The sequence below is a fragment of the Citrobacter sp. RHBSTW-00859 genome, assembly GCF_013729795.1.
GTDB lineage: Bacteria > Pseudomonadota > Gammaproteobacteria > Enterobacterales > Enterobacteriaceae > Citrobacter > Citrobacter braakii.
The window spans coordinates 3,296,629-3,320,501 of sequence record NZ_CP056284.1 but is presented as its reverse complement, the minus strand read 5'-3'; the positions used below and the strand labels follow the sequence as shown (position 1 = coordinate 3,320,501).

Annotated in this window: 21 protein-coding genes; 6 read left to right on the top strand and 15 right to left on the bottom strand. The window is 53.3% G+C overall.

Annotated features, from left to right (window positions below; genetic code table 11):
- Positions 1-8: 8 nt before the first annotated feature.
- From HV302_RS16610 to cecR, 4 genes are read right to left on the bottom strand one after another with little or no spacing between them, the layout of a single operon-like run.
- A complete protein-coding gene (locus tag HV302_RS16610) occupies positions 9-1,142 on the bottom strand; it encodes an ABC transporter permease (RefSeq protein ID WP_181626302.1) in 1,134 nt (377 codons plus the stop codon).
- Positions 1,135-2,871, bottom strand: a complete 1,737-nt coding sequence (locus HV302_RS16605; RefSeq protein WP_103283655.1) for an ATP-binding cassette domain-containing protein — start codon at positions 2,869-2,871, stop codon at positions 1,135-1,137. The genes HV302_RS16610 and HV302_RS16605 overlap by 8 nt, the downstream gene beginning before the upstream one ends.
- Positions 2,864-3,859, bottom strand: coding sequence for a secretion protein HlyD (gene hlyD, locus HV302_RS16600; RefSeq protein ID WP_019076344.1), 996 nt, complete (start codon positions 3,857-3,859; stop codon positions 2,864-2,866). The genes HV302_RS16605 and hlyD overlap by 8 nt, the downstream gene beginning before the upstream one ends.
- Positions 3,856-4,533: a transcriptional regulator CecR gene (gene cecR, locus HV302_RS16595; protein ID WP_016152358.1), complete on the bottom strand. Its 678-nt coding sequence runs from the start codon at positions 4,531-4,533 to the stop codon at positions 3,856-3,858. The genes hlyD and cecR overlap by 4 nt, the downstream gene beginning before the upstream one ends.
- Positions 4,534-4,754: 221 nt before the next feature.
- Between cecR and rhlE the strand changes: the two genes are divergently transcribed.
- The 4 genes from rhlE (at position 4,755) to HV302_RS16575 (ending at position 10,590) form a co-directional block, all read left to right on the top strand.
- Positions 4,755-6,098 carry an ATP-dependent RNA helicase RhlE gene (rhlE, locus tag HV302_RS16590; RefSeq protein WP_181626301.1) on the top strand — a complete coding sequence of 448 codons (1,344 nt, stop codon included), beginning with the start codon at positions 4,755-4,757 and terminating at the stop codon, positions 6,096-6,098.
- 96 nt (positions 6,099-6,194) lie between these two features.
- The gene (dinG, locus tag HV302_RS16585) at positions 6,195-8,345 is read left to right on the top strand and encodes an ATP-dependent DNA helicase DinG (RefSeq protein WP_046274637.1); all 2,151 of its coding nucleotides are present in this window, start codon (positions 6,195-6,197) and stop codon (positions 8,343-8,345) included.
- Between the two features lie 29 nt (positions 8,346-8,374).
- Positions 8,375-9,343 carry a DNA-binding protein YbiB gene (ybiB, locus tag HV302_RS16580; RefSeq protein WP_046274638.1) on the top strand — a complete coding sequence of 323 codons (969 nt, stop codon included), beginning with the start codon at positions 8,375-8,377 and terminating at the stop codon, positions 9,341-9,343.
- 161 nt (positions 9,344-9,504) lie between these two features.
- Positions 9,505-10,590, top strand: a complete 1,086-nt coding sequence (locus tag HV302_RS16575) for a malate/lactate/ureidoglycolate dehydrogenase (protein ID WP_104651554.1) — start codon at positions 9,505-9,507, stop codon at positions 10,588-10,590.
- 98 nt (positions 10,591-10,688) lie between these two features.
- Here HV302_RS16575 and ybiJ read toward each other — a convergent pair whose 3' ends face one another.
- From ybiJ to mcbA, 5 genes are all read right to left on the bottom strand, one after another.
- Positions 10,689-10,949, bottom strand: a complete 261-nt coding sequence (gene ybiJ, locus HV302_RS16570; protein ID WP_016152363.1) for a DUF1471 family protein YbiJ — start codon at positions 10,947-10,949, stop codon at positions 10,689-10,691.
- Between the two features lie 300 nt (positions 10,950-11,249).
- The gene (locus HV302_RS16565; protein ID WP_003035233.1) at positions 11,250-11,516 is read right to left on the bottom strand and encodes a DksA/TraR family C4-type zinc finger protein; all 267 of its coding nucleotides are present in this window, start codon (positions 11,514-11,516) and stop codon (positions 11,250-11,252) included.
- Positions 11,517-11,591: 75 nt separating this feature from the next.
- The gene (ybiX, locus tag HV302_RS16560; protein ID WP_047359437.1) at positions 11,592-12,269 is read right to left on the bottom strand and encodes a PKHD-type hydroxylase YbiX; all 678 of its coding nucleotides are present in this window, start codon (positions 12,267-12,269) and stop codon (positions 11,592-11,594) included.
- 43 nt (positions 12,270-12,312) lie between these two features.
- A complete protein-coding gene (locus HV302_RS16555; RefSeq protein ID WP_181546250.1) occupies positions 12,313-14,598 on the bottom strand; it encodes a catecholate siderophore receptor Fiu in 2,286 nt (761 codons plus the stop codon).
- 293 nt (positions 14,599-14,891) lie between these two features.
- Positions 14,892-15,152, bottom strand: coding sequence for a DUF1471 family periplasmic protein McbA (mcbA, locus tag HV302_RS16550; RefSeq protein WP_016152367.1), 261 nt, complete (start codon positions 15,150-15,152; stop codon positions 14,892-14,894).
- A 210-nt stretch (positions 15,153-15,362) separates the two neighbouring features.
- On the opposite strand from mcbA, the gene rlmF reads away from it, so the two are divergent.
- Entirely contained in the window at positions 15,363-16,289 is a 927-nt protein-coding gene (gene rlmF / locus HV302_RS16545; protein WP_047359435.1) for a 23S rRNA (adenine(1618)-N(6))-methyltransferase RlmF, read from the top strand.
- Here the strand turns inward: rlmF and ybiO are convergent.
- The 6 genes from ybiO to rhtA all read right to left on the bottom strand — a co-directional run bounded on the left by ybiO (position 16,286) and on the right by rhtA (position 22,934).
- Positions 16,286-18,523 carry a mechanosensitive channel protein gene (gene ybiO / locus HV302_RS16540; protein ID WP_046274641.1) on the bottom strand — a complete coding sequence of 746 codons (2,238 nt, stop codon included), beginning with the start codon at positions 18,521-18,523 and terminating at the stop codon, positions 16,286-16,288. The genes rlmF and ybiO overlap by 4 nt on opposite strands.
- Positions 18,524-18,641: 118 nt before the next feature.
- Complete coding sequence (glnQ, locus tag HV302_RS16535) at positions 18,642-19,364, bottom strand: glutamine ABC transporter ATP-binding protein GlnQ (protein ID WP_003035246.1); 723 nt, start codon at positions 19,362-19,364, stop codon at positions 18,642-18,644.
- Positions 19,361-20,020 (bottom strand): glutamine ABC transporter permease GlnP, encoded by a 660-nt coding sequence (gene glnP / locus HV302_RS16530; RefSeq protein ID WP_003035248.1) that lies wholly within the window; start codon positions 20,018-20,020, stop codon positions 19,361-19,363. Before glnP ends, glnQ begins: the two co-directional genes overlap by 4 nt.
- Positions 20,021-20,127: 107 nt before the next feature.
- Positions 20,128-20,874, bottom strand: coding sequence for a glutamine ABC transporter substrate-binding protein GlnH (glnH, locus tag HV302_RS16525; RefSeq protein ID WP_016152370.1), 747 nt, complete (start codon positions 20,872-20,874; stop codon positions 20,128-20,130).
- A 365-nt stretch (positions 20,875-21,239) separates the two neighbouring features.
- Entirely contained in the window at positions 21,240-21,743 is a 504-nt protein-coding gene (gene dps, locus HV302_RS16520; RefSeq protein WP_006685362.1) for a DNA starvation/stationary phase protection protein Dps, read from the bottom strand.
- 303 nt (positions 21,744-22,046) lie between these two features.
- Positions 22,047-22,934 (bottom strand): threonine/homoserine exporter RhtA, encoded by an 888-nt coding sequence (gene rhtA, locus HV302_RS16515; protein ID WP_016156069.1) that lies wholly within the window; start codon positions 22,932-22,934, stop codon positions 22,047-22,049.
- A 411-nt stretch (positions 22,935-23,345) separates the two neighbouring features.
- On the opposite strand from rhtA, the gene ompX reads away from it, so the two are divergent.
- Complete coding sequence (gene ompX, locus HV302_RS16510) at positions 23,346-23,861, top strand: outer membrane protein OmpX (protein WP_016152372.1); 516 nt, start codon at positions 23,346-23,348, stop codon at positions 23,859-23,861.
- The last annotated feature ends 12 nt before the right edge of the window (positions 23,862-23,873 follow it).

Here is a 23,873-nt window from a genome sequence, read left to right as displayed (position 1 = left end):
CCGTCCCCTTAATCCAGCCGACGTTTGGTTTTAAGCCACGTCAGGCCAATAAACATCACCGCCGAAGCGATTAAAAACAGCACGTTGATAATCAGCACCACCGGAATATTTCCCGCCAGAAACAGGCTTTGTAGGGTGCTGACGAAATAACGAGCCGGAATAATATAGGTTACTGCCCGGATAATCGCCGGCATGCTGTCTATCTGGAAGATAAAACCCGACAGCATAATCGAAGGCAGGAAGGCGGCGTTTAGCGCGACCTGCGCGGCGTTAAACTGATTGCGGGTGATGGTGGAGATAAGCAACCCCATGCCGAGCGTGCTGAGCAGAAACAGACTGGTAATGAAAAACAGGATCAGCAACGAACCGCGATAAGGCACGCCGAGAATGAACACCGACACCAGCATACACAGCAGCATCGCCAGCATGCCCAGAAAGTAATAGGGGATCAGTTTGCACAGCAGCAGTTCGACGCGGGTGACTTCGGTAGACAACAGCGCTTCCATGGTTCCGCGCTCCCATTCGCGCGCCACCACTAATGAGGTGAGGATAGCGCCAATAACCGTCATGATGATGGTTACCGCCCCGGGAATAATAAAATGTTGGCTGATGGCCGCCGGGTTAAACCAGTAGCGGGTCTGCACGTCGATCAAAGGTTCAAATGATTCTCCGCGATCTTCCGCCCGCTGTTGTTGCCAAATCTGCCAGATGCCTTCGACATAACCCTGTACAAAGTTAGCGGTATTCGGTTCACTGCCGTCGGTGATCACCTGGATCGGCGCCACGTCGTTGGGTCGCGCCATCTGCTGGGCGAAATCCACCGGGATCACCACCAGCCCGCGAATGCGCCCGGCCTGCATTTTCTCAATCAATTCCTGACGGTTATCGCTGATGGTGGCGTCAATATACGGTGAACCGGTCATGGTATGGGTAAAATCCAGCGCCTCTTCGCTTTGCTGTTCGAGCAAAATCCCTACCCGCAGCTTGCTGGAGTCGAGGTTGATCCCGTAGCCGAAGATAAACAGCAGCAGCAGCGGGATCACCACCGCAATCAGCCAACTGCTGGGATCGCGGACGATCTGGCGCGTCTCTTTCACGCACAGCGCGCGTATGCGACGCCAGGAGAGAACGGAGTTACTCATGCGTATGCTCCTTATCCCAGTCATTGATTAGCGTGATAAAGGCCTGTTCCATGGTCGGGTCTGGCGTCTCACTGTCAGCAGCCTGAGCTTTCAGGTCGTCCGGCGTACCGCTGGCAATCAGTTTGCCGCGATACACCAGCCCGATGCGATCGCAGTATTCTGCCTCATCCATAAAGTGGGTGGTCACCATCACCGTGACGCCTTTTTCCACCATACTGTTGATATGTAACCAGAACTCCCGACGGGTGAGGGGATCGACCCCGGAAGTGGGTTCATCGAGGAACAGAATGTCGGGTTCATGCATCAGCGAACAGGCCAGCGCCAGGCGCTGTTTAAAGCCCAGCGGCAGTTCGTCGGTGGCGTGGGAGGCGATACTCTTCAGGCCGAATGCCTCGCTCATCCGCTCGATTTTCTCCTTCTGCGCCCGACCGCGCAGGCCGTAGACGCCGGAGAAAAAGCGCAGGTTCTGTTCAACCGTCAGGTTGCCATACAGGGAGAATTTTTGCGCCATATAGCCCAGATGCTGGCGCGCTTTACCGGAGCTGACCTTCAGGTCCATGTCCAGCACCAGCGCTTTACCCGAGGTGGGGACCAGCAGGCCGCACATCATTTTAAAGGTGGTGGATTTGCCCGCGCCGTTGGGGCCTAACAAACCAAAAATCTCGCCGCGCTGCACGGCAAAGTCTACGTGGTCGGTAGCGGCAAAATCGCCAAATTTTTTGGTCAGCGCTTTGGCTTCGATCACCGTTTCACCTGGCGTGCCTTCCACGGTATGCAGGATAGCGCCCAGCGGGGACTCCGATGTTCCGGCCCCGCCGAGTAAATCGATAAAGGCATCCTCGAAGCGGGGGGCGGTTTCGTTGATGGTTATCTTCGGCATGCCGTCAGCGTTTTGAATCTGCTGGGCCGTCGCTTCTTTTTTCAGGATTAAGCGGACGGATTTCCCCTGAATCATCCCGTCGCTAACCTGCGGCAGTTTTAACGTGCGTTGCAGCAGTCGGCGGTTATTTTCCTGCGAACTGCTCATCAGGAAGCTGCGACCCGACATGGTTTGCGTAAGCTGAGTGGGATCGCCCTGATACAGCAATTCACCTTCGTTCATCAGCAGCACATCACGGCATTGTTCAGCTTCATCCAGATACGAAGTGCTCCAGAGGATCAGCATGCCGTCCCCGGCCAGCTCATGAACCATTTGCCACAGTTCGCGACGGGAAATAGGGTCGACGCCCACGCCAGGCTCATCCAGCAGTAACACGCTGGGTTCACCGACCAGCGTACAGGCAAGTCCGAGCTTCTGCTTCATGCCGCCGGAAAGCTTGCCGGCCAGTCGTCCGGTAAACGGCCCCAGCGAGGTAAATTCCAGTAGTCGGGCAAAGGTTTTTTCTCGCGCTTCACCGGTAACGCTACGTAAATCTGCATAGAGATTAAGGTTCTCCATGACGGTCAAATCTTCATACAGACCAAATTTCTGCGGCATGTACCCCAGTACCGCATGCAGCGCGCTGTCGTCTTTGATGGGATCAAAACCAATTACCGTTGCGCTACCGGCGTCGGGTTTCAACAGCCCTGCCAGCATTCGCATCAGCGTGGTTTTGCCAGCGCCATCCGGCCCGACCAGCCCGGTCACGTAGCCCGCATGAACGGTACAGTCGAGCGGGGCGACGGCCGGTTTATCCATTCCGGCAAAGTTTTTCGTCAGTCCATTCAGCGTAATGACGGCGTCATTCATGCCGTGCCTCATCGCTGAACTTTATCGTTACCGGCATTCCCTGGCGCAGCGCATCGTCCGCGTCGGTCACCACAATACGCAGGCGATAAACCAGGTCGGTGCGCAGGTCAGGGGTCTCGACTGTTTTTGGGGTAAACTCGGCGGTGGGCGACACGAAGCCGATTTTACCGTGATACGGTTTGTCCGGACGGCCATCGGTGTAAAGCAGGATTTCGCGTCCTGGCTGCGCCTGGCTCAGATTTCGTTCATCAACGTAGGCGCGAACCCATACCGGACGCGTGAGTGACAGCGTCAGTACCGTGCCCCCTTCGTTCAGCATGCTGCCGGGTTCGACCGCACGGGTGAGTAACGTGCCGTCAGACGGGGAGGTCAGCGTGGTGTCATGCAAATTAAGCTCTGCCTGGGCCAGCTCGGCCTGAGCTTGTTCGAGCGTGGCTTTCGCCTGCTCAATGTCCTGCACACGATTACCGCTGCGGTATTGGGTGAGTTTATCCTGTGCGGATTTCAGAGAGGCCAGCGCCTGATCGCGTGATGAACGGGCGTTTTCCAGATCGTTGGCGGAGATAGTGCGGCTTTTCCACAATCCCACCTGCCGATTGTAAAAGTTTTGCGCGTAATCATAGGCTGCCTGCGCCTGTTTGACTGCCGCTGCGGTTTGCGCGATCTCCTCTTCACGATACCCTGCCAGCATCAGATCGTATTGCGCCTGGGCGGCGGCAACATTCGCTTTTGCCTGCATTAATGCGTTTTCGTACGGTGCACGGTCCAGTTCGCCCAGCACCTGACCGGCGGTAATGGCATCGCCTTCGTCAACCGCCAGCGAGGCCAGCCTGCCGCCGACGCGAAAACTCAGGTTGACGCTACGGATATCGACATTGCCGTACAGCGTCAGACCGTTATCTTGCCGACTTTGATACCACCACGTTCCACCGGCAATCACGGCAACGAGGGCCGCGATGACCAGCCCGAGAACGACAGGTTTTTTCATGACTCCAGACTCCTTTGCGTTAAACCTTGCAGAATAAGATCGATGTGACAGGTGATCGTTTGGTCAATCAGCGCCGTTTTATCCTCATCAAATTGTGACCAGCCCGTACGCAACAGAATGGTTTCTTTCCCCAGACGAAAGGCCAGTACCTCGCCGAGTAGGGCGTGGGTGTGCAGGATCATTTGGGTATCGTTGGCATCGCCGCCGGTATAGGCAGCAATCAGGCGCGTCAGGTGAGTATGTAGCGGATTGATAACCTGGTCGTGCACCAGTTGATAAGCCGCGGTGGGGGAAAGCTGTTCGCGCGAAATAAATTTGCTCAGGTTAACGGTATCGTCCTGGGTTAACAGCATGATCATATTTTTGCAGGCGCGGAGGATCAGTTCGCGCATCGCGCCACGATCCGGTTCCGGCTGAGCAAACAGACGCTCGGCTTCTTCAGCGTGCGGGCGAAACTGTGAGCCGATAAAATCCGCAATCCACTGGGCGCAGGCGAGATATAAATCCTCTTTTGAGCCAAAATAGTAGGTGATGGCAGCAATATTTTGCCCGGCCTGCGCGGCGATATCGCGCGTTGTGGCGTGCAGACCATACTCGCCAAACTGCGCCAGCGCGGCGGCAATGAGCTGATTTTTCGCCTGTTCACCTTTGGTTGTCATGGTGGGTGTATTCATAGCACGACTCAGATCTTAATCAATCGATTGATTAAGATTATGACTGATGTGTAACCTTGTCCAGTCCGGACCGTTATTTTTCAGCGCAGGGATAATTTATGCGGCATATCACAAAAACTGCTACACTCCGCCCCTTCATGACATTGTGGTTTTTGTCATCTTTATTATATGTATCTCCCTGAAAACGACACCGGTAACGGTCAGGGGGGTTCGGAGTTGTTATGTCTTTTGATTCCCTTGGTTTAAACCCTGATATTTTACGTGCCGTTGCCGAGCAGGGTTACCGTGAACCTACCCCTATTCAGCAGCAGGCGATCCCTGCCGTGCTGGAAGGCCGCGATCTGATGGCTAGCGCCCAGACCGGTACGGGGAAAACGGCAGGTTTTACCCTGCCGCTGTTGCAGCACCTGATTACCCATCAGCCGCATGGCAAAAGCCGTCGTCCGGTGCGTGCGCTGATCCTTACGCCAACCCGCGAACTGGCGGCCCAGATTGGCGAAAACGTACGTGATTACAGTAAGTATCTGAATATTCGCTCGCTGGTGGTCTTCGGCGGCGTGAGCATTAACCCGCAGATGATGAAGCTGCGCGGCGGTGTGGATGTGCTGATCGCCACGCCTGGTCGTTTGCTCGATCTGGAACACCAGAATGCGGTGAAACTGGATCAGGTTGAGATTCTGGTACTGGATGAAGCTGACCGCATGCTGGATATGGGCTTTATTCATGATATCCGTCGCGTTCTGGCGAAATTGCCGGCAAAACGCCAGAACCTGCTGTTCTCAGCAACGTTCTCTGATGATATTAAGTCGCTGGCCGAAAAGCTGCTGCACAATCCGCTGGAAATCGAAGTGGCGCGCCGTAATACCGCGTCAGAGCAGGTGACTCAGCACGTTCATTTCGTTGATAAAAAGCGTAAACGTGAACTGTTGTCGCAGATGATCGGTCAGGGCAACTGGCAGCAGGTGCTGGTGTTTACCCGTACCAAACATGGTGCGAACCATCTGGCGGAACAGCTGAATAAAGACGGCATTCGCAGCGCGGCGATCCACGGTAATAAATCTCAGGGGGCGCGTACGCGTGCGCTGGCTGATTTTAAATCCGGTGATATTCGTGTGCTGGTGGCAACCGATATTGCCGCGCGCGGTCTGGATATTGAAGAGCTGCCGCACGTGGTGAACTACGAGCTGCCAAACGTCCCGGAAGATTATGTGCACCGTATTGGTCGTACCGGTCGTGCGGCCGCTACCGGCGAAGCGTTGTCTCTGGTGTGCGTTGATGAACACAAGCTGCTGCGTGACATCGAGAAGCTGCTGAAAAAAGAGATCCCGCGAATTGCGATGCCAGGCTACGAGCCAGACCCGTCCATCAAAGCCGAGCCGATCCAGAATGGTCGCCAGCAGCGTGGCGGCGGTGGTCGCAGTCAGGGTGGCGCAGGGCGTGGCCAGCAGCCGCGTCGTCAGGATGGCGGTGCGCCAAAAGCGAAACCGCGTAGCGGCGAAGGCAAACCGGCGGGCGATAAGCCTCGTCCACCGCGCCGTCCGCGCAAACCGTCTTCAGCGCAGTAATTGCGAGCCCGGCCGAAAGGTCGGGCTTTTCTTTTTGCGACACGTATCAGAAAGTGCCACAATAGTGGCTGTTTATACAGTATTTCAGGTTTTCTCATGGCACTAACGGCTGCGCTAAAAGCGCAAATTGCCGCCTGGTATAAGGCGCTTCAGGAACAGATCCCCGACTTTATTCCCCGTGCGCCGCAGCGGCAGATGATTGCTGACGTCGCGAAAACGCTCACTGGGGAAGAAGGGCGGCATCTGGCAATTGAAGCGCCGACCGGGGTGGGGAAAACGCTGTCGTACCTGATTCCCGGTATTGCCATAGCGCGTGAAGAACAAAAAACGCTGGTGGTCAGTACCGCCAACGTTGCTTTACAGGATCAGATCTACAGCAAAGATTTACCGCTGCTGCGCAAAATTATCCCCGATCTGCGTTTTACCGCCGCGTTTGGTCGCGGGCGTTATGTCTGCCCGCGTAATTTAGCGGCGCTGGCCAGTAGCGAACCCAATCAGCAGGATCTGTTGGCCTTTCTCGATGATGACCTGACGCCCAACAACCAGGAAGAACAAAAGCGCTGCGCCAGGCTAAAAGGCGATCTCGACAGCTACAAGTGGGACGGGCTGCGCGATCACACGGATATCGCTATCGACGACGGACTCTGGCAGCGCCTGAGCACTGATAAAGCCAGCTGTTTGAATCGTAACTGTCACTACTATCGTGAATGCCCCTTTTTTGTCGCCCGCCGTGAGATTCAGGAAGCCGAAGTGGTGGTGGCTAACCACGCGCTGGTGATGGCGGCCATGGAAAGCGAAGCTGTTTTGCCGGAGCCGAAGAACCTGCTGCTGGTTCTTGATGAAGGTCACCATTTGCCGGACGTCGCGCGTGATGCGCTGGAGATGAGCGCAGAAATCAGCGCCCCCTGGTATCGACTGCAGTTGGATCTGTTTTGCAAATTAGTGGCCACCTGCCTGGAACAGTTTCGTCCAAAAACCACGCCGCCGCTGGCGAATGCCGAGCGTCTGAACGGTCACTGTGAGGAACTGTATGAGCTGATTTCATCGCTCAATAACATTCTTAATCTGTACATGCCTGCGACCCAGGAGGCGGAACACCGCTTCGCGATGGGCGAACTGCCTGCGGAAGTGATGGAGATTTGTCAGCGTCTGGCGAAGCTAACAGAAATGCTGCGCGGTCTGGCGGAACTGTTCCTCAACGATCTCAGCGAAAAAACCGGCACCCACGATATTGTGCGTCTGCATCGGGTTATTTTGCAGATGAATCGGGCGTTGGGCATGTTTGAGGCGCAAAGCAAACTGTGGCGGCTGGCTTCGCTCGCGCAGTCGTCAGGCGCGCCGGTGAGTAAATGGGCGACGCGCGAAGTGCGTGACGGGCAGATCCACGTCTGGTTCCACTGTGTGGGGATCCGTGTGAGCGATCAGCTTGAACGACTGCTGTGGCGCAGCGTACCGCATATTATCGTGACCTCCGCCACGCTGCGTTCGCTCAACAGCTTCTCGCGTTTGCAGGAGATGAGCGGGCTGAAAGAAAAAGCAGGGGACCGGTTTATCGCGCTGGATTCACCGTTTAATCACGTTGAGCAAGGCAAAATCGTCATTCCGCAGATGCGCTACGAACCGTCAATTGATAACGAAGAGCAGCATATCGCGGAAATGGCCGCCTATTTCCGCGAACAGCTGGAAAGTAAAAAGCATCAGGGCATGCTGGTACTCTTTGCCAGCGGTCGGGCAATGCAGCGTTTTCTTGAGCACGTTACCGATCTGCGTCTGCTGTTGCTGGTACAGGGCGACCAGCCGCGCTATCGACTGGTGGAGCTGCACCGCAAGCGGGTGACCAACGGCGAGCGTAGCGTACTGATTGGGCTGCAATCTTTTGCCGAAGGTCTGGATTTGAAAGGCGACTTGCTGACCCAGGTGCATATTCACAAAATTGCTTTTCCGCCTATCGACAGCCCGGTGGTGATCACCGAGGGCGAGTGGCTGAAAAGCCTGAACCGCTACCCCTTTGAGGTGCAGAGCTTGCCCGCAGCGTCGTTCAATTTGATCCAGCAGGTTGGGCGACTCATTCGTAGCCACGGCTGCTGGGGAGAAGTGGTTATTTATGACAAGCGTTTATTGACCAAAAGCTATGGCAAGCGTTTACTGAACGCATTACCCATATTTCCTATAGAGCAACCTGCTGTGCCAGACGTTATAGTAAAACCAAAAGAAAAAGCGAAACCCACGCGTCGCCGTCGGCGTTAACGATGCGAGCAACAGGCAAGGAGTTATCGATGGATTACCGCAAAATCATCAAAGAGATTGGGCGAGGAAAAAATCACGCGCGTGACCTGGATAAGGATACTGCTCGCGGACTGTATACCCATATGATGAACGGCGAGGTGCCCGATCTTGAGATGGGCGGTGTACTGATTGCGCTGCGCATTAAAGGCGAAGGCGAAGCGGAGATGCTGGGCTTTTACGAAGCGATGCAGAACCACACCATTCGCCTGACTCCGCCAGTGGCCAAACCCATGCCGATTGTCATTCCCAGTTACAATGGCGCGCGCAAGCAGGCAAATTTGACTCCGCTGCTGGCGATTTTACTGCATAAGCTGGGCTTCCCGGTGGTGGTGCACGGTGTCAGCGAGGATCCAACCCGCGTGCTGACTGAAACCATTTTCGAACTGATGGGGATTGCGCCGACGCTGCATGCCGGGCAGGCGCAGGCAAAGCTGGATGGTCATGAGCCGGTGTTTATCCCGGTGAGTGCGCTGTGTCCTCCGCTGGAAAAACAGCTGGCGATGCGCTGGCGAATGGGCGTGCGTAACAGTGCGCATACGCTGGCTAAATTAGCCACGCCGTTTGCCGAAGATGCCGCGCTGCGTCTTTCCAGCGTTTCTCACCCGGAATACGTGTCGCGCGTGGCGAAATTTTTCGGCGATATCGGTGGGCGTGCCCTGTTGATGCACGGTACCGAGGGTGAAGTGTACGCCAACCCGCAGCGCTGCCCGCAGATAAGCCTGATAGATTCGTCCGGCGTGCGAGTGCTACAGGACCGGCAGAGCGAGATGCCCGATGAGCCGGTCCCACTGCCGGTGGCTAAAGACCCGGAAACTACCGCGCGCTGGATTGAGCGTTGTCTGGCGGGCAGTGAGCCGGTTCCGGCATCGCTGAAAATCCAGATGGCCTGCTGCCTGGTAGCAACCGGTGAATCCGCGACGCTGGCTGAAGGACTTGACCGCGTCGAGCAAAGCTTCTGATTTTTCTTTCTCCCGACGGGTCATTTGCCAGTCCCGTCGGTTCACGCTTTCCGGCAACGTGAAATTTCTGCACGTTTATTGATCTCCTGAGCGCTGTGGCGCAGCATAGTTTGTTGAAAAATAAGAACCACAATCAACACGCGACACAACAGGAGATAACAATGAACACTGGACATCGCTTCCATGTGCCAACGCTGCACGCCTTTATCCAGGCCGTTTTTCACCAGATGGGAAGCAATGAGCTGGAGGCGCGGCTGGTGGCCGATCATCTGATAGCCTCTAACCTCGCCGGCCACGACTCCCACGGTATCGGCATGATCCCAAGCTATATTCGCTCATTTTCGCAGGGACACCTGCAGATCAACCGTCATGCCAAAGTGGTCAACGATGCGGGAGCGGTGATTACGCTTGACGGCGACTGCGCATTTGGTCAGGTGGCGGCCCACGAGGCAATTACGCTTGGGATCGAAAAAGCGCGCCAGTACGGTATCGCTGCCGTGGCATTACATAATTCGCACCATATTGGACGCATTGGCTACTGGGCAGAGCAATGTGCGGCGGCGGGTTTTGTTTCGGTGCACTTTGTGAATGTGGTAGGGATCCCGATGGTCGCACCGTTTCATGGCCGCGATAGTCGATTTGGCACCAACCCCTTCTGCGTGGTGTTCCCGCGTAAAAATACGTTCCCGTTGTTGCTGGACTATGCAACCAGCGCCATCGCGTTTGGCAAAACCCGCGTGGCATGGCACAAGGGTGAGCCGGTGGCTCCGGGATGCCTGATTGATGCTAATGGGGTACCCACAACCGATCCCGCCGTAATGCAGGTCTCTCCGCTGGGGTCGTTGCTGACCTTCGCCCAACACAAGGGTTATGCGCTGGCGGCAATGTGCGAAATTATGGGGGGAGCGCTTTCTGGTGGTAAAACCACACATGAAGAGAGCCTGCAGACCAGCGCGGATGCCATCATTAACTGTATGACGACCATCATTATGAATCCGGAACTGTTTGGCGCGCCGGACTGCGACAACCAGGTCACGGCCTTTGCTAAGTGGGTGAAAGCGTCCCCCCATGCTGAAGATGCCCCGATCCTGTTGCCAGGGGAGTGGGAGGTGAATACTCGTGAAGAACGGCTGGAGCAAGGTATTCCGCTGGATGCCGGAAGCTGGCAGGCGATTTGCGAGGCGGCGTTGCAAATAGGGATGCCAGACGCCGTGTTGCAGGAATTCCGTCAACGACTGGAACACTAAGCAAAAAAAAAGCCCGTCCAGTGGCGGACGGGCAAACAAAGGGTAACAAACAGGGTCAATGAGGGTTGGAGCATTGGGTCGTACAGGTAATCTTTCGGTTATTTATAGATAACCGCGGTGCCGCTCATTTTGTCTTTGCCGATAGCGGAAGTGATGCTGTAACCCGTTGCGCCAGCAGCAGTCGCTTTTTCAGCCAGTTTTGCTTCCAGGCCGTCCAGCGTGGTGGCGCCGTCAGCAGATACCACACCAATTTTGTTCATGTTTTGCGCCTGAGTAGAGGAAACTGGCTCGGCAGCGAAAACGCCAAATGACAGGGTAGACAGAGCGATGGCGGCAACAGCAAATTTGATATTTTTCATGATTAATTTCTCGCAGGTTTGTTCTGTTAGTCAGTGTTCTTTAAGAAGACGTTGTTTCGTCGATGTGAGAAGTATCACGTTTTTTTATGCGAGATAAAATCGAATAGAATTGACGACATTAATCAAAAAAATTGAATGACAAATAACTTATTGAATATTAATAAATTCGAAAGAGGGATTTACAGTTCTTGTCATTGCGCTTTACAGAGAAACCGACAACGGCACAATTTGCTACACAGAGTGCAAAAAAGCGTGCTCGTAAAGGAAATCGTATGCGCTGAAACTTTCGGTAAAGATAAGTCAACGTAGCTGGCTGTCTTTCGAACCTCTGCGATTATATCCTGAAAATGCAGCGCTATGTGAATCTTTATCCTGCTGGCATGTGATGCACAAGCGTACGCCGGGCACGGCCTCCCGTCTGGCCTGAGGGATTGGATTACCACATTCTTCGCATTCATACAGACTTTCCCCCGTCGGTAACTCACCGCGGGCGCGGGCAACAGCATCTTCAATAGTATTGTTGATCTGTTCGTTAACAGCGTCGTCATTTGCCCATCCGGATGCCATACCTACCTCCTGCTGATGTCTACAGAATAAGTATAGCGAATGTGATGGCTGAAAAACGACCACGCGTCAGCGGTATCAGATTTCAGACCATTCGCGCAGCAGGTTATGGTAGAGATTGAGAAGCGACAGGATCTCGCTACTCTCCCCATGACGTGTCTTCAGGGACTGGATGTTTTTATCCAGTTCAAAAAGCATGGCGCGATTTTTATCGTCCCGGATCATCGACTGGAGCCACATAAAGGATGCCACCCGAACCCCACGGGTCACCGGCGTAACGCAGTGCAGGCTGCTGGAAGGGTAAAGTACCAGATCGCCTGCCGGAAGTTTTACCGCATGCTGGCCGTAGGTGTCATTGACCAGCAGCTCTCCTCCCTCATAATCGTCGGGATTACTCAGGAATAAGGTGGCGGAAAGATCTGTGCGCATCCAGCCGTTTTGCGGATGACTACGCACCGCGCCGTCAACGTGAAAACCGTAGGTCTCGTTGTCCTGGTAGCGATTGAACAGCGGTGTGGAGAGCGTTTTCGGTAATGCAGCGGCGAAGAATAACGCGCTGTTGTTCACCGCGTTTTGTACCGCCTGTTGTAAAACGCCGTAACGTTCACTTTGCGTATTCACCTGCTGGTTGTTTTTAACCTGCGCGCCCTGAGCGCCCGTGGTTGCGCGGCCATCAACCCAGTCGGCAGCGTCCAGCTGTTCGCGAAACCAGGCGACATCCTGCGCCGACAGAATGCCGGGAATGTGATACATCATCAGTGTTTCTCCTGAAAGTGGGGCTTACGCCCCACGTAAAAGATCAGAAATGCATATTTGCCGTGAGCAGGAAGGTTCTTGGCTCACCCGGATGGTAACGGTATCCACTCTTATTAATGGAGGATACATAATCGGTGTCGAACAGGTTATAGACGTTCAACTGGAAATCGAGATTGCGATTCACGCGATAACCCAGTTTCGCGTCGGCGACCCAGTAACCTTCGGTGTAGGATGGCGTACCCACGGCCCCGTCGGAACCGCGATGCATACTGCCCACGTAGCGAGCGCCCGCGCCAACAGAGATATCATCGGTAGCCTGATACTGGTTCCACAGCGTGAACGCATGTTCTGGCGTATACGGCAGAGATGAAGAACCATCCTGAGCAACGTTTTTGCCGCTGTGGATCGTCGCGCGCTGCTGGGTGTAACCCCCAATAACCTGCCATGCGGGAGTGATGTTCCCTGCTACCGAGAGTTCGTAACCTTCAACGCGCTTCTCCCCGTACTGGGAATATGTGCCGTCGTCGTTCTGCTCAACTTCGTTCTCAATATCCGTACGGAAAATCGCGGCAGTTAACAGCAGGCGCTTATCCAGCACCTCCCATTTGGTGCCGATCTCGCTGGTTTTCGCTTTCTGCGGTTTGAAATCGGTACGGTTCGCACTGTTACCGCTTCCGCCCTGAGCGAGGGCAAAGTTGCTGCCGCCCGGCGGTTGCTGAGAAACGGCGTAGTTAATGTAAACGTTACCGTTATCGGTCAGGTGATACAGCGCGCCCGCTTTCCAGTTCACCAGATTGCCTGATTTGGCAGTATCCACGGTGGTGACCGGAGAACCTTTCGCCACGCCTGTCGGACACGCGACCGCGCCGCGACCAGAAGCGCCGCAAGCGGTGGCGCTGTCATATTCCGTGCGGTAATTGTCGAGGCGAATACCACCGTTTAGTTCAAACTCACGGGTAATCTGTAGCGTATCAAAGGCGTATACACCGAAGGTATCGGTTTGCCCGTTAGCATTAGCGCCGTTACGAGATAATCCACCGATATTCACATTGCTGTCGGGATGATAGATATTTACCGGCGGCGGGGTGATCGGGTTTACACCATAGTTGGTTTGCGTTTCACGCGTTAGCTCCACGCCGGTGCTGATGTCGTGACCGATGGAGCCCGTGTAAAATTTTGAGGTCAGGTTGGTCTGGTTGGTCAGGATCTTATTGCTGACATCTTTGGTATTAGCCAGGCGTGACCAGGTCCAGGTGTCGACGCTGCTGGTGGGTTGGGTGATGTTAGTCGCGCCGCCCATCACCGCCGTCATCAGATAATCCTGCTTAATGCGTGACCAGCGGGTGGTGTTGCGAATAGTGGTGCTGTCGTTCAGATCATGTTCAAAACGCATCGTTGCGGTATCGGTCGTTGAATCGTCGTAATCCGAGTTGGTACCGTAGAAGTTATGCGTATCCACTTTTCCTGACTGATTCAGTGCAGCAGTCCCCGCGGAAGGTGCGGAATATCCCGGCAGACCGATGGTGGGGACACCGCCATCCGGGGTGTTGTGCTGGGTGACATGCAGATAGTTCAGATACAGTCGGTTCTCAGTGCCTAAGCCAAAGGCGAGAGAGGGGGCCACACCATAACGTTCATTCTTAACGTTATCGCGACCGGCATCATGCGTTTTTTCACCCATCAGGTTTAACCGTGCAGCGGTGGTCTCGCCGATGACCTGGTTAATGTCCAGCGTACCACGGCGGAACCAGGCGCTACCGACGCTGGCCGAGGCATCGATCCCTGAGTCGGTGCGCGGCTGTTTGCTGATCATATTGATGGAGCCCGTTGGTGCGCTACGGCCATAGTCGGTGCCGGAGGGGCCTTTGATCACTTCAACCTGTTCGGTATTGAAAGTGTCGCGCGTAACGCTGCCAATATCTCGGATACCGTCGATATAAATACTGTTCGAGGTATCCGCACCACGCATGTACACCGCGTCACCGGTGGTGGAGTTACCGTTCTCACCGGCGAAAAACGCGCCAACGCCCGGTACGTTTTTCAGCGCATCGGTCAGATTGGTTGCACCTTGATCCTTAATCACCTGCTCAGAAATCACTGTCATGGTGCGGGTTGTATCCGCTAGCGGGCGGGAGAACTTAGGGTCGGCAGACTGCGTTGGGGCGTATAACGAAGGTTTGGCCGCTTCAACAACCAACGTATCTTCTTGTTTTTTATCTTGATCGCCCGCGGCGACAGCCTGAGCTACCGGAGACAGGCCAATACACAGACCGGCAAAAAAAGTCAGTGAATGAAAACTACTGGCAGGCAAATTGCGATTTTTATCCATGTTAGTGAGTGACTTATTATTTTTTGAGTAGACGGTTTCACTCGCGCGAAGGGACATCTCTGTGGATGTTATACCCTGCAGGCCTCGCGGGAGTGAATGTGTAATTGATAATGATTTTGATAAGCATTACTAATCAGTGCGACGTTTTAGCATTCATTAATTCAAAAATAAATACATTTATTTACATTGGATTCAAAATTGCTACACGATGATTACAATTTGAGCGGTGAACGACGTGAACAGTAGGTAGCAAACTGCATTCGGGGTGAATGCAGTTGGGCTAAGGTGAGGGACTACTTATAGATAGTTGCGCTGCCGTACATCTGGTTTTTACCGCCCGCAGAATTGACGACAAAGCCTTTTGCGCCTTGCTCTTTCGCTTTCTCTGCCAGCTTGTCTTCGAGATCGCTCAGGTTAGAGGCTCCGGTAGCGAAAACAGTGCCGGAAGCTTGTAGCTGGCCGGTTTGAGGGCTGGTGTAGGGCTGTGCAGCAAAGGACGCAAATGTCATGCCGGTCAGTACGGTAGCGGCAAGGAATGTGAGGCATTTCTTCATGGTGATATCCTCTGAGAAACAACAGGTCGTGCCTGATAAGTTTAGGCCGTCAGAGGATGACATTTACCGCAAAAAACTGGTGATGAGCCGTCTGTTTTTTGAACAATCAGCAAGCCATCAAATAGGTATAAAAAAAGCAAATTTCCTTGCTGTGTGTTTACCGCGTGGCGTTATGCGGGTATCTTACGCCGCTGTTAAAAGGAGAATGCTATGCCCCCCCAGAAACCGGGATTACACCCACGCAACCGCCACAATGGCCGTTATGATCTTGCGACTTTATGCCAGGTTACACCCGAGTTGACGCAATTTCTCACCCTCACGCCAGGCGGCGAGCAGAGTGTTGATTTCGCGAATCCGCAGGCAGTGAAGGCGCTCAATAAAGCACTGCTGGCGCATTTTTATGCGGTGAAAAACTGGGATATTCCAGACGGTTTTCTGTGCCCGCCGGTTCCTGGTCGCGCTGACTACATTCATCATCTGGCCGACCTGTTAGGTGAAACCAGCGGAACCATTCCGGCAAATGCGAGCGTGCTGGACGTGGGAGTTGGGGCAAACTGTATTTATCCGCTGATCGGCGTGCATGAATACGGCTGGCGATTCACCGGCAGTGAGACCAGTAGCGAAGCGTTTAACAGCGCTCAGGCGATCGTAAACGCCAATCCGGGGTTAACCCGTGCTATTCGTCTGCGTCGCCAGAAAGATGCTACGGCAATCTTCAACGGTATCATTCACAAGAATGAGCAATATGAAGCCACATTGTGTAACCCGCCTTTCCATGATTCTGCGGCTTCAGCCCGCGCCGGAAGCGAGCGCAAACGTCGTAATCTGGGGCAGGATAAAGATGATGCGCTGAACTTTGGCGGGCAGCAGCAGGAGCTGTGGTGTGAAGGCGGTGAAGTGGCATTCATCAAAAAAATGATCGCCGAAAGCCAGGCCTTTGGCCGTCAGGTGATGTGGTTCACCACGCTGGTTTCGCGCGGTGAGAATTTGCCTCCGCTGTACCACGCGTTAACGGATGCGGGTGCGGTGAAAGTGGTTAAGAAAGAGATGGCCCAGGGGCAAAAGCAGAGTCGCTTTATTGCCTGGACCTTTATGGATAACGATCAGCGTCGCCGTTTTATGGCGCGTAAACGCTAAAGCGTTGGCTCGGTTGGCGGCAGCGGTTCGCTTGCTGCCGACGCAGGGCCATTCACCGGTGCAGGCAAGACCTGATAGGTCTGTACCGGCGCGCGTACGTTGGCCAGATCGAAGTATTTCTTCACCTGGCTGTCGAGCGCGAAACGTACCGTCCACTGTTTCAGCGGTAATGTGGTAAATGAGACCCGTAGCGTGAAGGCCGTATTGGTTAACCCCACAATCCCGGCAAACGACGGCTCGCCAATAATCAGCCCGCGAATATCGTCCTGTTCCATCACTGCAGCCACAGCGTCTTTCAACGCCTGATTCGCTTTATCTGCATCCTCATGGCGGTCTACGTCGTAATTGGCGACGACCGATCCAATCCCGCGCACAAAGTTGGCGAAGGTCGTTATCGATGACCAGGGAATGATATGGTACGCCCCGGTGTCCTGACGGACGCCCACAGAGCGGATGGACATCCGTTCAACCGTACCGGTGAGTGGACCGATAGTCACCAGGTCACCTGTGTTCATGCCATTTTCGAACTGAATAAAGATCCCGGTAATAATATCTTTTACCAGCGTTTGCGAGCCGAAAGAGATAGCCAGCCCCAGCGCCCCGGCCCCGGCCAGTAAGGGCGCGATATTGACGCCAATTTCGGATAGCACAATCATGATAGTGATCGTGCTGATGATCACCGCCAGCGCGTTGCGAAACAGCGTCAGCAGGGTGCGGGTACGAGCGCTGGGGAGCGGGCGGCCGTGAATATCGGAAGCCAGACGATTTTCAATCAGGCTGGCAAGGATCGTCCAGCCGATGGCGGAGAAGAATAAAATCAGCGCGATACGGATCAGGATATCCACCGTTTTTTCTCCTGCGCCGTAATGCAGCCAGTTCCAGAAGTCGAACAATCCCCAGGCATTCAGTAGCAGCATTACCGCGACGCACACCGTCAGGATCCTGGCCACGCTTAACGCCGTCGACAGCCAGCCATTCAACCGTTTTTGTAATTCCGGATAGCTGCGCTGGGTGTGTGGCGAAAGGGTAATAGTCTTGGCTATCCAGCGGGAAAGCATACCGGAAACAAAGGCGGCGATCCCAATGATCACCAGACTGCGCAGCGTAGCGCCCATCATGAATTTCAGGCTGTTGCCAGGATCAAACAGCGAGAAGAAAAACAGCACAATGAAGTAGGCGCTGGCCAGCCAATGCCATACCAGCGCAAAGGCGCGGATAAACAGGCTGAAAAACGCTAACGATCTTTCCGCCAGATTCAGCAAATGCTGCGTTATCTCTTTCTTGTTTCTGAAAATCAGGTACAGCGCCCATAGCGTGATACACAGCATGATGATGACGTTGGCCATCGCGCCGACCTGCACGTTGACCTGATTCGAGATAATGGGCACGGCAACGATAAGTCCGTATCCAATCAGGCTGCTCAATGAACTTAAACGGCGATTCCAGTAGCGCGCACCGGCATCCTGAATGTTAAACGGGCGCAGTTCGGCCACCGTCGGGCAAAATATCAGGCGTAGAATGGCTTTGAAGAACTCAATCAGCGCAAAGGCATTGAGAAACAGACTTTGCTGAAAGGCGATAGTGCGGCTACCGGCGTTCATTCTGTCGCTCAGTATCTGCCCGACAAACAAAGTCAGCGCCAGCAGAAGCAAATCGATAATGAATGCGCCGACGATCATCGCCGGAAGCTGGAGCCAGTTGCTGCGTTCGCGGTTTTTCCGTCGTGCCCATTGCCCCATTTTGCGATACAGCGGCAGCGCGCACAGGCGAAGCAGCCAGAAAAAACCGAACACTGACGCCGCCAGCATTAAAAAATGGGTCAGGGCATTGGTGAACGTTTGCGGGTTGAAGGTCTTGTGTGGTGCATCGGTAATATTGCGGTAAAGCTGAGCAAAGCGGCTGGAGAGCGCCTCACCGTAGTGGCGGGTGACATCCGTGACGTTTTCCAGCACCGTTTTTTCTTCCGTTAACGTGGGCGGAACAATGGTTGGCACCGGCTCGGCAGGGGGCGCTGTCGCCACTTTGCGTAACTGACCGATCAGTTCCTGGCGCGAGGCGTCATTTTCCAGCACATCAGCCAGTGCGCCGTAGGCCGCTTTCTTCTGTTCAACATCCGGCTCTTTCGCCGGCGCGGTTTGCGCGTTGGTTGACGTTGGCGTAGTGACGCCAGGTATCGTCACCGCCTGAGTCGGGAGACTCACCAGACAAACAAAGATGAACAGGATCCAGCGCATGACTCCTCCCATGAGAAAATAAATTCAAAAGGATAAGTATAGATGTCAGGGCGGGGGAGAAATGAAATGAGAGGATTCTGGTGAAAAACCTCCCTTCAGGCGAAGGGAGGGAGAGCTATCAGGAAACGTGCTGCAAGAATTCCTGTAAACGTTGGCTGGGCGGATTTTCAATCAGGGCCTGCGGATTACCGTCTTCGGCAATACGTCCCTTATCGATGAAAATCAGGCGTGAAGCCACTTTTTCGGCAAAGCCGATTTCGTGGGTCACAATGACCATGGTCATCCCTTCCTCCGCCAGATCCTGCATAACTTTCAGAACTTCGTGGCGCAGTTCCGGGTCCAGCGCTGAGGTTGGCTCATCAAACAGCATCATTTTAGGCTTCACCGCCAGCGCACGGGCGATCGCCACACGCTGCTGTTGACCGCCAGACAGTTCAGAAGGGTAGTGATGCGCACGCTCGGCCAGACCTACTTTCGCCAGCAGCTCTTTAGCCAGTTTCTCGGCCTGTTCTTTATTCGCCCCGCGTACGCGCTGCGGTCCGAACATGACGTTTTCCAGCGCCGTCAGATGCGGGAACAGGTAGAACTGCTGAAACACCATCCCGGCTTCCTGGCGGATTAACCGCTCGTCTACCTTTGGATCGTTTACCTTCAGACCGTCGACGATCAGATCGCCAGAGGTTATCTCTTCCAGTTTGTTAATGCAGCGCAGCAGGGTTGATTTACCGGACCCGGATGGCCCGATAATTACCACCACTTCGCCCTGCTGAATGTTCAGGTCAATATTGTGCAGCACCTGGGTTGGGCCAAAGTGCTTAGAAACGTTTTTAAATTCAATCACAGGATTTTCATCCTTCTTTCCAGACGACGCAGAATGAAGCTCAGCACCAGCGTAATGATCAGATAGAACACCGCAACGGCGCTCCAGATTTCCAGTGCGCGGAAGTTACCGGCAATGATTTCCTGGCCCTGACGGGTCAGTTCAGCGACGCCAATGACAATAAACAGCGAGGTATCTTTAATGCTGATGATCCACTGGTTGCCCAGCGGTGGCAGCATACGACGCAGCGCGAGAGGTAAAATAACGTGGCGGATAGTCTCTGTACGTGAAAGCCCAAGCGCCAGTCCGGCTTCGCTGAATCCTTTATGGATTGAGAGCACCGCGCCGCGGGTGATTTCCGCAATATAGGCGCCGGAGTTGATCATGATGGTGACAACAGCGGCGCTAAAGGGATCAATGCGTAAATCGTTAAATGCCATTGGCAGGGCAAAGTAAATAAACATCACCTGCACAACGATTGGCGTACCGCGAATGACTTCGATAAACACCAGCGCTACGTGGTTGGCTATCCAACCGCCGAAAGTACGCGCAAACCCTGCTGCAAGCCCGATTATCAGACCGCCTGCCAGACCGAGGACCGAGATCCACAGGGTCATTTTGGCGCCTTCAATCAAAAGCGGGATGGCGGGCCAGATGGCACTCCAGTCAAACTGCATATTTCGTTCCTGTTACCGTGGTGAGAAAAGTAATGAGCCATAACGCGATGACTCAAAATTGCAGGCCCGGCGGCGCTGGCGCTACCGGGCGTTACAGAACGTTCTTGTTATTTAGGTTCGGTACCGAACCATTTTTTGTAGATTTCGTTGTATGTGCCGTTCTCTTTCAGCGTTTTCAGCGCGCCGTTCACTTTCTCACGCAGTTCATCGCTGCCTTTCGGGAAGGCGATACCGTACTGCTGGGCTTCCAGGGATTCGCCTACAGCTTTGAACTGACCGTTGCCAGCGGTTTTGATGAAGTAAAGAATGTTTGGCGTGTCGTGCAGCACGGCGTCTGCGCGGTTGGTGCCCAGTTCCATATATGCGTTATCGATATTCGGGAACTGACGCAGATCTTTGGTTTTGATGTTAGCTTTCGCGTAATCAACGGAACCCGTGCCGCTCTTCACAGCGACGACTTTACCATCCAGATCTTTCACGCTTTTCACGTCGTTATTATTCGCTTTGACCATCACTAACAGACCGCTTTTGTAGTAGCCGTCAGAGAAGTCGATCGCTTTTTTACGCTCATCAGTGATGGTGATACCCGCCAGCGCCAGGTCGATATTCTTGGTTTGCAGAGCCGGGATGATGCCGCTGAAATCCATTGGTTTCAGTTCATAATCCAGCTTCAGTTCTTTGGCCACGGCAGCCCACAGATCCACATCAAAACCAACGTATTTGTCACCCTGTTTGAATTCGAACGGTACAAATGCGGTGTCGGTTGCGACAACCAGTTTCTTATCTGCGGCATGGGAGGACACCGCAAAAGCCAGGGTAAGTGCAGCCAGTGAGACTTTTAATACAGACTTCATAGGATTTCCTTTTATATCCACGGGGCGATCCCCTGCGAGAACATATGGCTTAATGAAAAAATCGTGCCAGTTTTGCAACTCATTGTTTTAACAAGAGGGTGTCTCGTTTCTCTGCACAATAAGTAGGGCAAAGCGGGTAATCTGCACTGTTTTGGGGCACCCATTTGGTGCGTACCTGACACAGTGCAAACGGTATGACTATTTAGCGTAAAAATTGTTGATAAAACAATCTTTCGTTAACGATTGTGTGAAGTGATTATTACAAATAATTTACTTTGGAGTGACGAACGATCAATGTCATGCACCATAGATGTGCAAAACCCCCGCCAGGGCGAGGGTTATATAGGTAATTCTTATGTCTGCTGTTATTCAATGTTGGCTTCGATAAACCACAGGAATTTGTCGAGGTCGCGTGAAGCGGCGGTGAAGATATCTGCTGTATCTTCGTCTTTTGCTTCGCTAATGGCTTTACGGACGCTGTTAGCGACGACGGCATAACGATCGGCCAGCTCTTTTAAGTGGTCCTGTACGCTATGGATATCCAGCGGATAGCTTTTCAGAGGCGTTTTGCTGTTAATAACCTGGGTGGTACCCAATGCCACACCGCCTAACTGTACGGCGCGCTCAGCCATGGTATCGAGGTGGTCGGTCAGGGCAGTACGGAAGCCATCGAGCATTTCATGCACAGCAATGAAGTTCGCGCCACGCATGTTCCAGTGAGCCTGTTTGGTGATCAAAGACAGGTCGATGAACTGGATCACTTGCTGATTCAGCAGCTCTACGGTCGCTTTCTTTTCGCTATCTGTTACATCGTTGCGGGTATAAAGGAGGGCAGATGCTTTTGTTTTTACCAGTTTTGCGGTACTCATATTTTCATATCCTCTTGATAATTATGTCCCAGCTCTTCAACGGGAATAAGTATAGCGTGAATTTTGGATTTATTTTTCTGGTGTTACCTATCACTTTAATAGCAAAGAGAGGGGTAGATATGAAATAACTAATAAAATCATATAGATATGATGTTTGTTAATGGAGGTGTGTTATTTTTATGTTAATGTAAAAATTTCAAGAAATATGCAGATGAGAAAATTATATTTATTAGAATAATTATCACGCAGATTTACAATTGGATATTCTGCATGATTATGCAAACCATGCAGAATATTAAGTGGTTAATTCACGTCAACTTGCTTAATTTGTGGTTCTTTGCGAATAGTGAGCGTCGAACCCATTGATGCGACAATAATGGCGCCCAGAGCGAGCGTCTGGACAAGCGTCAGCGTTTCACCGAGGAAAATCATTCCTGAAACCGCAGCCAGTGCGGGTTCCATACTCATCAGAGTACCAAAAGTGCGTGTTGGCAGCCGCGTCAACGCAATCATCTCCAGCGAGTAGGGAAGCGCAGTGGAGAGGACCGCAATGGCCAGGCCTAACGGCAGAATGGACCAGTGCCACAAGGCATCCCCAGCCTGGAGCGCGCCGATGGGTACAAAAATCAGCGCCGCAATTAATGACCCTACCGCAACGGTCGCCGGACCATGTTCCGCGCCGGCACGCTGCCCGGTAAGAATATAGATTGCCCAGCAGGCGCCAGCGCCCAGCGCCAGCGCAGCACCGGTTAAATCCACGTGAGAAACGTCCTGACCTAACGGCAGCAGGAACCAAAGCCCGAGTACAGCCAGTGCAACCCAAATGAAATCCACCGGACGTCGGGATGAAAACAGTGCTACCGCGAGCGGGCCGGTGAACTCCAGCGCTACGGCAATTCCCAGCGGGACGGTCTGGATTGACAGATAGAAGAGATAGTTCATCCCGCCCAGAGACAGACCATAAAACAGCAGCGGCAGGCGTTGTTCTTTGGCGAATCGCAAACGCCAGGGTTTAAAGAAGGCAATAAGGATGAGGGTGCCCAGCGCAAGGCGCAATGCGGTAACGCCCGGCGCACCGACGAGTGGGAATAGCGATTTTGCCAGAGATGCTCCGCTTTGAATGGAGGACATAGCAATAAGCAAAACCAAAATAGGCAACCAGACTGGCGCTTTACGTGACGACCCCGGCATCCTTTCTCCTGTCAAATGATAATTACACGCCTTCATCTGCGCGACGTTGCAAATTTGCTACGACACGGATGACGTGATGTATAGAAAAGTAAAACAGCGAGTGTAATGGAAATACGCACCGCTGGTTGAGTATTCGTTGAAAAAAAAATTGCTCAGTTCCGTACAATGGCATGAAAGTGATGGATTAATAATCTGTGTGATTAGGAATATTCTGGATGAATGTGCCATATTGTGCGCGCAATAATGGCATTTTTGGTTAGAAAAGTGATGTTAATTGAAAGAGATAGCGGGTTTCTGAAACGTTCTGTTACATGAAAGACCCTGTTAGACATCGCGAATCGCAAAGAGTTTCCCATCAATTTTTGGTATATTTAAAACTTAGGATTTACTTGAAGCACATTTGAGGTGGTTATGAAAAAAATTGCATGTCTTTCAGCACTGGCCGCTGTTCTGGCTTTCTCCGCAGGTACTGCTGTAGCTGCGACTTCTACCGTTACCGGTGGTTACGCTCAGAGCGATGCTCAGGGCGCAGCGAACAAAATGAACGGTTTTAACCTGAAGTATCGCTACGAGCAGGACAGCAATCCGCTGGGTGTTATCGGTTCCTTCACTTACACTGAAAAAGATCGTACCGATGCGTCTGGCGACTACAACAAAACCCAGTACTACGGTATCACTGCTGGCCCGGCTTACCGTCTGAACGACTGGGCAAGCATCTACGGTGTAGTGGGTGTTGGCTACGGTAAATTCCAGAACGCAGCATCCCCGGCTGATAACCACACCACCAGTGACTACGGTTTCTCTTACGGTGCTGGTCTGCAGTTCAACCCGATCGAAAACGTTGCTCTGGACTTCTCCTACGAGCAGAGCCGTATTCGTAGCGTTGACGTTGGCACCTGGATCGCTGGCGTGGGTTACCGCTTCTAATCACTTCGGTGA